Source organism: Kitasatospora sp. NPDC088160 (assembly GCF_044741445.1).
Taxonomy (GTDB): Bacteria; Actinomycetota; Actinomycetes; order Streptomycetales; family Streptomycetaceae; genus Kitasatospora.
Map to the genome: position 1 here is coordinate 323,582 of NZ_JBIUSS010000002.1, position 10,317 is coordinate 333,898.

8 protein-coding genes and 2 CRISPR repeat arrays (1 of these 10 running past the window's edge) are annotated in these 10,317 nt (G+C 70.5%); all 8 genes read left to right on the plus strand.

All coding sequences use genetic code 11. The features are described 5' to 3' along the window. Positions 1 to 893: a CRISPR direct-repeat array (repeat unit 29 nt; unit sequence GTTGCAAGCCCTCCAGGGCTGATGACCAC); it begins 44 nt to the left of the window's first position. Between the two features lie 253 nt (positions 894 to 1,146). The 8 genes from cas6 to cas2 are packed head-to-tail and all read left to right on the plus strand — an operon-like array spanning position 1,147 to position 9,298. Next, complete coding sequence (gene cas6 / locus ACIOGZ_RS04100) at positions 1,147 to 1,938, plus strand: CRISPR-associated endoribonuclease Cas6 (protein ID WP_363628928.1); 792 nt, start codon at positions 1,147 to 1,149, stop codon at positions 1,936 to 1,938. After that, a complete protein-coding gene (locus tag ACIOGZ_RS04105; protein WP_363628927.1) occupies positions 1,926 to 3,368 on the plus strand; it encodes a hypothetical protein in 1,443 nt (480 codons plus the stop codon). The genes cas6 and ACIOGZ_RS04105 overlap by 13 nt, the downstream gene beginning before the upstream one ends. Further along, a complete protein-coding gene (cas7i, locus tag ACIOGZ_RS04110) occupies positions 3,369 to 4,430 on the plus strand; it encodes a type I-B CRISPR-associated protein Cas7/Cst2/DevR (RefSeq protein ID WP_363628925.1) in 1,062 nt (353 codons plus the stop codon). Further along, entirely contained in the window at positions 4,427 to 5,158 is a 732-nt protein-coding gene (gene cas5 / locus ACIOGZ_RS04115) for a CRISPR-associated protein Cas5 (protein ID WP_363628924.1), read from the plus strand. Before cas7i ends, cas5 begins: the two co-directional genes overlap by 4 nt. Next, positions 5,140 to 7,530 carry a CRISPR-associated helicase Cas3' gene (cas3, locus tag ACIOGZ_RS04120; RefSeq protein WP_363628922.1) on the plus strand — a complete coding sequence of 797 codons (2,391 nt, stop codon included), beginning with the start codon at positions 5,140 to 5,142 and terminating at the stop codon, positions 7,528 to 7,530. Before cas5 ends, cas3 begins: the two co-directional genes overlap by 19 nt. Next, entirely contained in the window at positions 7,527 to 8,048 is a 522-nt protein-coding gene (locus tag ACIOGZ_RS04125; RefSeq protein WP_363628921.1) for a CRISPR-associated protein Cas4, read from the plus strand. Before cas3 ends, ACIOGZ_RS04125 begins: the two co-directional genes overlap by 4 nt. Further along, positions 8,048 to 9,028 (plus strand): type I-B CRISPR-associated endonuclease Cas1b, encoded by a 981-nt coding sequence (gene cas1b / locus ACIOGZ_RS04130; RefSeq protein ID WP_363628919.1) that lies wholly within the window; start codon positions 8,048 to 8,050, stop codon positions 9,026 to 9,028. The genes ACIOGZ_RS04125 and cas1b overlap by 1 nt, the downstream gene beginning before the upstream one ends. A 6-nt stretch (positions 9,029 to 9,034) precedes the next feature. After that, on the plus strand, positions 9,035 to 9,298 hold the full coding sequence (gene cas2, locus ACIOGZ_RS04135) for a CRISPR-associated endonuclease Cas2 (protein WP_363628917.1): 264 nt from the start codon (positions 9,035 to 9,037) through the stop codon (positions 9,296 to 9,298). A gap of 89 nt (positions 9,299 to 9,387) precedes the next feature. Continuing rightward, a CRISPR array of direct repeats spans positions 9,388 to 10,313; the repeat unit is 29 nt; unit sequence GTCGTGATCAGCCCTGGAGGGCTCGCAAC. The last annotated feature ends 4 nt before the right edge of the window (positions 10,314 to 10,317 follow it).

Below are 10,317 nucleotides of genomic sequence, written 5' to 3' on the forward strand. Positions count from 1 at the left end.
CCGACCACCCGCTCCAGGTCGCGTTGCAAGCCCTCCAGGGCTGATGACCACCTCCAGCCTGGGCGGGGTCCTGGAAGTACTGCTGACGTTGCAAGCCCTCCAGGGCTGATGACCACCAGCGGACCAGGGCGGTGCCGGTCAGGCGGGCCAGAGTTGCAAGCCCTCCAGGGCTGATGACCACCCTCACCCGCGACAGCCGGCCGTCCTGGCAGGCCACGTTGCAAGCCCTCCAGGGCTGATGACCACGTGATCCTCACCGGCCACAAGATCCGGGAGGAGCGGTTGCAAGCCCTCCAGGGCTGATGACCACCCGCCGCGTACGCGTGGGACACGTCGTCAGCCCAGTCGTTGCAAGCCCTCCAGGGCTGATGACCACCTGCCGGAGCCTCCCCGGTGCCCGCCCAGACGAAGGCGTTGCAAGCCCTCCAGGGCTGATGACCACGACCCTGTACGGCGGGCCGCTGGACGGCGAGGAGATGTTGCAAGCCCTCCAGAACTGATGACCACCGGGGCGGAGTCCTCGCCCCCGAGTTCTCCTCGATGTTGCAAGCCCTCCAGGGCTGATGACCACTGGAGAAGTTGCGCCAGCGTGCGGAGAACGCCCGCGTTGCAAGCCCTCCAGGGCTGATGACCACCGTTGGGGCGGGCGCACCCGCGGCCGCCGTGACGAGTTGCAAGCCCTCCAGGGCTGATGACCACGCGGGAGCAGGCCGGGGCCCACGCCACGGCGGTGCGTTGCAAGCCCTCCAGGGCTGATGACCACGCGCGGTGCTCGGCCAGAACGGCGGCCAGCAGTGACCGTTGCAAGCCCTCCAGGGCTGATGACCACCTCCGACCCACCACCACCGGCTACCGGCTCGTCCGGTTGCAAGCCCTCCAGGGCTGATGACCACCCGAGGGTAAAGCACCAGGTCGCCGGGTGTACCGAGTGGCTGGGTGGTGGCTGTTCTGCAGCGACTGGCCGGTAGTGCATCGTCGCAGGTCAGGGCGTTTTACGGAGATCTTGTCCGTGATTGCAGACTGTTGTGGCGCCGGCCCGGTGTCGCGGGGGGTGTTGGTGCAGTCCGTGGCCTGTGTTGACCGGACTGCGATGACTGCAGTCAATCTCGAACTTGTAGCACATGCAGACAATTATCGGTGCAATTAGTGGGAAACCAGAGGATTTCTTTCCATGACCAACTACGCTTCGCCATCGATCCGTTGAGCGAACACGGTGATCATTTTGGACTCCTGGAGGGTGCGGTGCGGGTCAGGGTGGATGTCACACCGGATACGTCGAGCGTGCGGTGGGAGGACCTGCACGGGGCCGCGCGTGGTGTGGTGTATCAGCTGCTCAGTGGCCAGGACGAGGCTTTCGCTCAGGCGTTGCACGACGGCGGGTGGCAGGGGAAGTCGTTGAAGCCGGTGGGGGTGGCGGGGCCGCTGTTCGTGGGTGCGCCGCACCGCAAGGGCGTCTACACCACCTCGCCTGATGGGTCGGTGTGGTTCGGGTCGCCGGTCCCGGAGATCGCGTCGCTGCTGGTGCGCGCGCTGGCCTCGTGCGAGGAACTCTCCTGGGGAAAAACACGGTTGAGGGTGCGGGGGCTGGCGCTAGACGTGGACACCGTGGTGCCGGCGGGGGAGGGGCTGGTGGAGCTGGAGACGGTGACGCCGGTGGTGCTGAAGCACGAGAGCCGGAACCTGCTGCCGGGCGACGAGCATTACCTGGACCGGTTGCAGCACAACCTGGCGCACAAGGCGGATCTGCTGGGTCTGCCGGCGCCGCGTGGTGTACGGGTGCTGGAGGCGGGGCCGCGGCGGCGGTTCACCGTTCGAGGGGCGCCGCGGATCGGCGCGCGGGTGCGGGTCGCGATGGAGGCCGACGGCCGGTTCGCGAACGCGGTCCGTTCGTGGGGGCTGGGTCTGGACACGATCCAGGGGTTCGGATGGGTGAGGTGAGCGCGCTCGCCGTGACGGGCCATCCGCTGCAGCGGGCCGGGGCGTGGGCGGTGGCCGTCCTCGCCGGCCGCGACGACCCGGGCCGGGTGAGCGAGGCCGACCTGGAGGCCGTGTCGGCCGCCGTGGTGGCAGACGTGGTCGCGGCGGCCACCGCGCCCAAGGACACCAGCCGCTACGACTGGTGGAAGGTGCTCTTCGCGTTGTACCCGAACTCGAAGGCGACGCACAGCAAGCGGCCCTCCGACCCGAACGTGCTGCGGCCGGACATCGAAAGGCTCTTCGCCCCGGATGTCCCGGAGGCCGGCCGGACGCTGCCCTGCACGTTCTGCAACACCGGCACGACGGCCGTCTGGGCGAAGTCGAATCTCCCGCTGTTCGACACCAGCAAGGCCCTGAACACCCTGCCGCCCGGCGTCCCCGGCTGGCCGGTGTGCCGGGGATGCAGGACCACGATGTGGGCCCTGCCCTACGGCGCCTGGGTCACTGCCGGCTCGGCGACCGTGCTGTCCTGCGAGAACGAAACCGCGCAGCGGGACTTCGCCCGGCGCAACGTGCGGCGCGCCCGCCGCGTGATGCACGCCGGCTTCACCGGCATGCCGGCGACGGCCCGGCCCGAGACGGTGGTCCTTGCGGCCCTGCGGGACGCTACCGAGGGCCTGTGCGCGACCACGCTGTGGACCTTCAAGAACGACAACCAGGACCCCTGGCTGCGGGTCACCCGCACCCGCCGCGCCGTACCCGCCTTCCTGGCCACCGTGGACGGCAACGCGCCGCTGCGCCGCGGCTGGCATCTGCTCCGTCGTTCCCTGACCCGCTACGACGCCCAGGGCCGGATCGTCGCGGGTGGGGCGGGCGAGGCGGCGCGGCTGTTGTTCGAGGCCGAGGACGGCCGGAGCCGACCGCTGCTGGGACAGCTGCACCGCCTCCTCGCGGACACCGACGATGCCTGGAGCATCGGCGACCGGGAGGCGCTGGTCCGGCTCGCTTTCACCTATGCCGAGGAGGTCTTCGGAATGGAAACGGATCTGGAACCGGTGGCGACGCTGATCGCCGACTGGATCGAGCAGGGCACCAGCCCGCGCGGGCGGCTGGCGGAGTACCGCAACGCCGCGCTCAACGACTACAAGCTCGGCACGCTCCTGGTCCACGCCTACACGCGTCTTCAACTTGACGGCAGCAAGACGCCGTTGGCGGGACCGGAGCTGTGGAAGCCGCTGATTAGGCGCCAGCCGCGCGCGTGGGAGCAGCGGATGCTGCTGTTCGCGCAGGTGTCGGTGCTGCTGCAGCAGCGCGGCGTCCCGATCGGTGCCAAGGAGGCGGATCCGCAGCAGGAACGCGAGATCGAGGAACTCGCGGAGCGGCCGGCGTTCGCCGGTGACGGCGAGGACGAGTACGACGGCTACCACGACTACGAGATGGGACAGGCGTAAATGGCTTTCCTGGCAGGCATGATGGTGCTCTCGGTGAACGCGGGCGCACCGAACAACGGGCGGGGCGAGGAGACCATGTCCCGCGTGAAGTTCGCGCGGGTCAGGGGCCGCAAGCACCCTTACGTGTCCGCGCAGGCGGCGCGCCGCTGGATCCGGGAGACGATGGTCGAGCGCGGTTCGGTGCCGTCCCCGGTCACCCGGGTCGGCAAGGCCCAGGGCAAGGCCCAGAAGGCCAACACCCAGGCGGATCCCGTCCGTTACGCGGACGACGACCTGTTCGGCTACATGCGGACCGGCGCGAAGAAGGACGACGCGGCGACGACATTGCGTGACAGTCCGTTCATGCTCGGCACGCTGATGTCCGTGGAACCGGTCTTCCCGACCGAGGACTTCGGCGTGATGTCCCGCGGGGTGACCGAGCCCGTCCTGCACGGGCACGAGTTCTACACCGCCGACCTGGCGGCCCCATTCCTGCTGGACGTCCCGAGGATCGGCACCTTCACCCTGCCCGGGGCCGACGGCGTGGGCCGGCCCAACTACCTCACCCCGGAACAGGCTCTTCAGGTGGCCGAGGCCGCGGCCCTCGGTGCTTCCACCGTCCAGTTCCGTGACCAGCCGGCCGTGCGGCTGCCGCTGGAGGAGCGGCGCAGGCGTACGGCGCTGCTGCCGGAGGCGCTCGCGCATCTGAGCGGCGGAGCGAAGCAGGCCCTGCACTACGGCGACCGGGTTCCCTCGCTGATGGTCCTGGCCCCGTTCAAGGGCGGCATCAACCCGTTGGGCAACGTCATCGACGCCGACCCTGACACCGGGGTGCGGGTGCGCGGGGACGTGCTCGTCAAGGAACTCGAAGCGTGGACAGGGGAGTGGGAGAAGCCTGTGCGCATCGGATGGCGTCCGGGATTCCGAGACCAGGCGCGCGAGGACTTCGAGAAGCAGTGCGCGCGGGAGCTGGCGGACGGGACCATCGTCATCGACCACCCCCGCACGGTCCTGCTCCAGCTGGCGGCCGACCTGCGCGAGGGACGGCTGGACGGCTGGTTCGACGACCCGGCGCAGGCATGACGCCGACGCAGAACACGGCCCCACCGTCCGCGAGAGGGCCGGTCGAGGCCCTGCGGGCCACGTTCTACGCCCCTATCGCCTCGTTCAGGGACCCGCTGTTCCCCGGAATCACCCGCATCCTGCCGGTGCCGCCGCCCTCCACCGTCCGCGGAATGCTCGCCGCCGCCACCGGCGTACCCGCCGAACCCCTCGCCCTGGGAATGGCCGCGCGGGCGGACGGCCACGGCGTCGACACCGAGACCTACCACCCCATCGCCGCCGACGGCAGCAACCCCGCCACCGGCGGCAGGGTCCGGTCCGGGAAAGGAGGAACGACCGCCAAGGACCGCCCCTTCCTCGCCGGCGTCCACCTGACCCTGTGGATCCCCGAACCGGACGCCACCCGCCTCGCCCGGGCGCTGCGCCGCCCGCGCCACGGCCTGCGCCTGGGCCGCTCCCAGGACCTCGTCCACCTGACCGCGACCGACCGTGTGCTCCTCGAGCCCGCCGACCGGGCGGTCGTCGGCCACGCGCTCGCCCCGCTCGACGGGCACGACCTGCCCTCCGCCCACACCCACCGCCTCGCCGACACCGTCTCCACCGACCGCCTCACCACCACCTGGTCCGACTACCTGTGGTGCGACGAACCCACCACCACCGCGGCATCCGTACGTCACGCCTACCGCGAAGCACCCACCGACCCGGCCCTGCACGAGGACACCCAAGCCGTATGGCTCCTGACCCCCTGACCCCACCACGACGGCGCGCCCTCACCGACCTGCGCGCCAAGTCCCTGCCCCGCGACGACCCGGAACGCCTCACCACGCACCTGCGCACCGTCCACGACGCCGTGGCCCAGCTCGAGGCCCGCATCGCCACCGCCGGCATCATCGCCACCGAGCCCCTCTTCTGGGCCCAGGTGCGCGCCGCAGCCCTCCTGCACGACGCGGGAAAGATCGCCGAGAGCTTCCAACGACAGCTCGAACCCGGCGGCGAACCATGGGGAGAGCGTCACGAAGTCCTCTCCCTCGCCTACGTCGACCTCCTGGCCCCGGCCGCGGCGTGGAGCGCCCAGGAACGGCTGCTGATCGCCACCCTCGTCGCCGGCCACCACCGCCCGCTCCACGCCGCGTCCTCCCTCGGCGGCGGCAAGCCCGCCCTGGCGCGCCTCTACAACGCCGGCACCCGCTGGGACCAGGCGTTCGGCCGCCCGCCCGGCCTCGACAGCCGGCCGCAGGTGCCGCGCGGCCTGCACCAGGAACTCCTCGCCTGGCTGGCCGGCTTCCTCCAGACCGAACCGGTGCCGCCCGCGCCCGGCGACCCGACGACCGCCGACCGGGCCCGCCTCCTCCTCGACGAAGTCCTCACCACCTGGAGAGAACCCGTCAAAGCCCACACGGGCCTGCTCGCCGTCCTCGCCCAGGGCGCGCTCACCCTCGCCGACCACGCCGGCTCCGCCCACGTGGACCTGCAGACCCACATACCCCTGCCCCTCGACTACCTGACCCGGCTCCCGTACACCCCGCACCGCCACCAGCAGCAGGCTGCCGACACCACCGGGCACCTGGTCCTCATCGCCCCCACAGGCAGCGGCAAGACCGAAGCCGGACTCGCCTGGGCCGCCCGCCAGCTGGCGACCATGCCCGGGCTGCCCCGCCTCGTGTGGACCCTGCCCTACCGGGCCTCCCTCAATGCCGCCCGCAACCGCTTCGAACGCACCCTCCAACCGGCCGCCGGCCAGGAGCGGCCCGACATCGGACTCCTTCACGGAGCCCTCGCCCGCACCCTCCTCACCGAAGCCCTCGAAGACGACTGCTGCGGCCCCACCAAGGACGACGCCCGCAAAGCCCACGCCCGCGCCAACGCCATGCGCCTGTTCACCCAACGCCTGCGCGTCGCCACCCCCCACCAACTCCTCGGCGCCGCCATCGCCGGCCCCACCCACTCGTCCGTCCTCCTCGAACAGGCCAACTCCCTCTTCGTCCTCGACGAACTCCACGCCTACGACCCCGAGACCTTCGGCCGCCTGTGCGCCGCCATGCGCCTGTGGGAACAACTCGGCAGCAGCATCGCCGTCCTGTCCGCCACCCTCGCCCCGCCCCTGCTCGCCATCATCGACGACAGCCTCCACCAGCCCGTCACCCGCCACCGCGCCGCACCCGGCACCGCCCCCATCCGCCACCACCTCGTCGTCGACGACCTGCCCCTCACCGACCCCGACAGCCTCGACCGCCTCGAAACATGGCTCGCCGAGGGCCACAGCGTCCTGGTCGTCACCAACACCGTCGCCACCGCTCAGAACCTGTTCACCGCACTCGCCGACCACGCCCGCCACACACGGCCCGACGACCCCGATGCGGCGCTGCTGCTCCACTCCCGCTTCAAGAACCGGGACCGCGACACCATCGAGACCCGCCTCCTGGCCCGCCACCCCGAACGCCGGCCCGGCGAACCGCGCCACCGCGGCGGCCTCGTCGTCGCCACCCAGACGGTCGAAGTCTCCCTGCAACTCGACTTCGACCGCGGCGCGGTCGACAACGCCCCCATCGAGGCCGTCGCCCAGCGCGCCGGACGCGTCAACCGCCGAGGCCTGCACCCCGACGGCGCCGTCGAGTTCCGCGTCCACCGCACCGACAGCCACCGCCCCTACGACCCCGGAGCCGTCGACGCCGCCTGGTCCGCCCTCACCACCCTGACCGCCGAAGGCATCACCACCCTCAGCGAACACGACATCGACCGCCTCCTCCAGCTCGCCTACGACACCGACTGGGGCCACGACTGGGAGACCAGGGCCCGGCAGGCCCGCGACGGCTTCACCACCGAGTTCCTCACCTTCACCGACCCCTTCCACGACCGCACCGAACACGCCAAGACCCTCGGCGAACGCTTCGACACCGTCGAAGTCCTCCACCACGATGACAAAGACGAATACCGCCGCCTCGCCGTCGGCAAGAACGCCGACCCCCTCCTCGCCGCCGGCCTGCTCATCCCCCTGCGCTACGGCCAACTGAAGACCTACAACGCCACCTTCGACCGCGCCCTCGGCATCCACCTCATCGACGGCCAGTACGACCCCGTCCTGGGCCTTCGCCCACCCGCCGAGCCGGAGACCATCCTGTGAAACCCATCCCCACGAATCCACTCGACGACGATCAAGGTCTCGGCGGAGTCCACATCAAGTACCTCCGCCACTGCCCACGCCAACTCTGGCTCTACACCCGCGGCTACCGCCCCGAAGGCCGCAGCGACCTCGTCGCCTTCGGCGAGGTCGTCAACGAGACCACCTTCGCCCGCCGCCGGGACGTCGACCTCGGCGAAGCCCGCATCGACTGGGTCACCGCCGGCGCCGTCATCCACGAAACCAAGTCCTCCCGCAGCCCCTCACCCGCCCACGACGCCCAAGTCCGCCACTACTGCCTGCTCCTCGAACGCAGAGGCGTCAACGTCCGCGGCGGCACCATCCACTACCCCCTCATCCGCCGCACCACCGACATCCCCTGGAACGAGCAGGCACGGGAAGAGGCCGAGACCGCCGAGGACGAAGCCCGCGCCGTCATCGCCTCCACCACACCCCCCGACCGCCAGACCCGCACCGCCTGCCGCGGCTGCTCCTACCTCGACTACTGCTGGGGAACCTGATGCCCGCCGTCGGCCGCACCTACTGGCTCACCGAACCCTGCCGCATCCGCCGCGAAGACAACAGCATCCGCATCGAACGCCCCGACGGCAGCCCCGTCCACATCCCCATCACCGACATCCGCGACCTCGTCACCTTCGACCACGTCGACCTCAACACCTCCGCCCTCTCCCTCCTCAGCCGCCACGGCGTCACCGTCCACGTCCTCGACCACTACGGCAACCACGCCGGACACTTCGCACCCGCCGAAGCCATGTCCTCCGCCACCGTCGTCCGCCGACAAGTGGAGACCACCGCAGACCCGGAGCAACGCCTCCCCATCGCCCGCTCCCTCCTCCTCGCCACCGCCGAGAACCTCCGCTGGTCCCTCGACACCGACCTCCTCGACCCCGCCCTCGAAACCCTGCGCACCGCCCTGCCCGACTGCCAGGACACCAACGACCTCATGGGACAGGAAGGCAACTTCCGCCGCACCGCCTGGGCCGTCCTCGACACCCAACTCCCCGCCTGGCTCCGCCTCAACGGACGTACTCGCCGGCCACCCACCAACGCCGGCAACGCCTTCATCAGCTACCTCAACGCCATCCTTTACGCACGCGTCCTTACCGCCCTGCGCTCCACCCCGCTCCACCCCGCGATCGGATTCCTCCACGCCGACACCGACCGCCGCCGCAACACCCTCGCCCTCGACCTCGCCGAACCCTTCAAACCACTCTTCGCCGAACGCCTGCTGCGACGGGCCGCAAGCCAGAAACACCTCAAGCCCAGCGACTTCGAGACGGAGGTCGGCCGCGCCGCACTCAGCAAGGACGGGCGGAAGAAGATCGCCGCTCTCGTGCGGGAGGAACTGGCGACGACGGTGTCCCACCGGACGTTGAAGCGTAAGGTCAGCTACGAGGAGCTCATCCACCTCGAGGCACTCAAGGTGGTCCGGCTGTGCCTGGAGGGCGCGCCGTACAAGCCCTTCCGGCCCTGGTGGTAGCCGCCCATGTTCGTCATCCTGGTCTACGACACCGCCGCTGAACGCAACCCGAAAGTCCTCAAAACCTGCCGCAAATACCTCCACTGGACCCAGCGGAGCGTCTTCCACGGCGAACTCACCGCAGCCCAGTACCGCGCCCTCACCAGCACGCTCAACAACCTGATCGACCCCACCTACGACAGCATCGTCACCTACACCGCCCGATCCCCGGACATGATCGACACCGCGACACTCGGCGCCACTCTCGGCGGGCCAGGCGACATCCTGTGACCAGCACCGCTGCAGTATTCGACGGTCGCCGCAACACCGCCACCTGTGGCGGCTCCCACGGGTACCCTGACCTGGGATTTTACCCTCGGGTCGTGATCAGCCCTGGAGGGCTCGCAACACACTGGGGACGACCCGCCGTCTACGTGCCGGGCGTGTCGTGATCAGCCCTGGAGGGCTCGCAACGTGACGTTGGCGGTGGCGACGAGGGCGCCGGTGGTGAGGGGTCGTGATCAGCCCTGGAGGGCTCGCAACGCTGGGGAGACTGGCACACGGGCTCCCTGCCTGGTCGTCGTGATCAGCCCTGGAGGGCTCGCAACTTGCGCTCAAGGGCCGCCGCGAGCTGGTCCAGGCCCAGGTCGTGATCAGCCCTGGAGGGCTCGCAACGGGCAGGCGATCCCGTCCGCAGTGCGCGGGCAGGGCTCGCAACGTGACGGCGGCGTTGATTGCGGGCCACGCTCGCTGGCCGGTCGTGATCAGCCCTGGAGGGCTCGCAACTGCAGCCCGCTGTGGAGCTCCAGGCGGTCTCGGCGTCGTGATCAGCCCGGGAGGGCTCGCAACCACGCCCGGGGCTGCGGCCCCCGGCCCGGGGCGGGTCGTGATCAGCCCTGGAGGGCTCGCAACGCGCGGCGGATCTCGCGGTTGCGACGCTGGTGGTCGTGTCGTGATCAGCCCTGGAGGGCTCGCAACGCGCCCATAAGCGCCGTACCGCGGCCGGCCCGCAGCGCGTCGTGATCAGCCCTGGAGGGCTCGCAACGTGCGCTCCAGCTCCAGCACCGGCCACAGCGCACGTGTCGTGATCAGCCCTGGAGGGCTCGCAACACGACCGCCCGGATCGGCAGGTCGAGCGGAAGCGTGGTCGTGATCAGCCCTGGAGGGCTCGCAACCACTGCATCAGGCCGTTCGGCGACTCCGCCCAGACCGTCGTGATCAGCCCTGGAGGGCTCGCAACGCGCGGCGGATCTCGCGGTTGCGACGCTGGTGGTCGTGTCGTGATCAGCCCTGGAGGGCTCGCAACGTGC

Bases quoted from the DNA above. Each gene is read 5' to 3' on its own strand.
- ACIOGZ_RS04105 (WP_363628927.1), top strand. From the start codon at position 1,926: ATGGGTGAGGTGAGCGCGCTCGCCGTGACGGGCCATCCGCTGCAGCGG.
- cas7i (WP_363628925.1), top strand. From the start codon at position 3,369: ATGGCTTTCCTGGCAGGCATGATGGTGCTCTCGGTGAACGCGGGCGCA.
- cas5 (WP_363628924.1), top strand. From the start codon at position 4,427: ATGACGCCGACGCAGAACACGGCCCCACCGTCCGCGAGAGGGCCGGTC.
- cas3 (WP_363628922.1), top strand. From the start codon at position 5,140: ATGGCTCCTGACCCCCTGACCCCACCACGACGGCGCGCCCTCACCGAC.
- cas1b (WP_363628919.1), top strand. From the start codon at position 8,048: ATGCCCGCCGTCGGCCGCACCTACTGGCTCACCGAACCCTGCCGCATC.
- cas2 (WP_363628917.1), top strand. From the start codon at position 9,035: ATGTTCGTCATCCTGGTCTACGACACCGCCGCTGAACGCAACCCGAAA.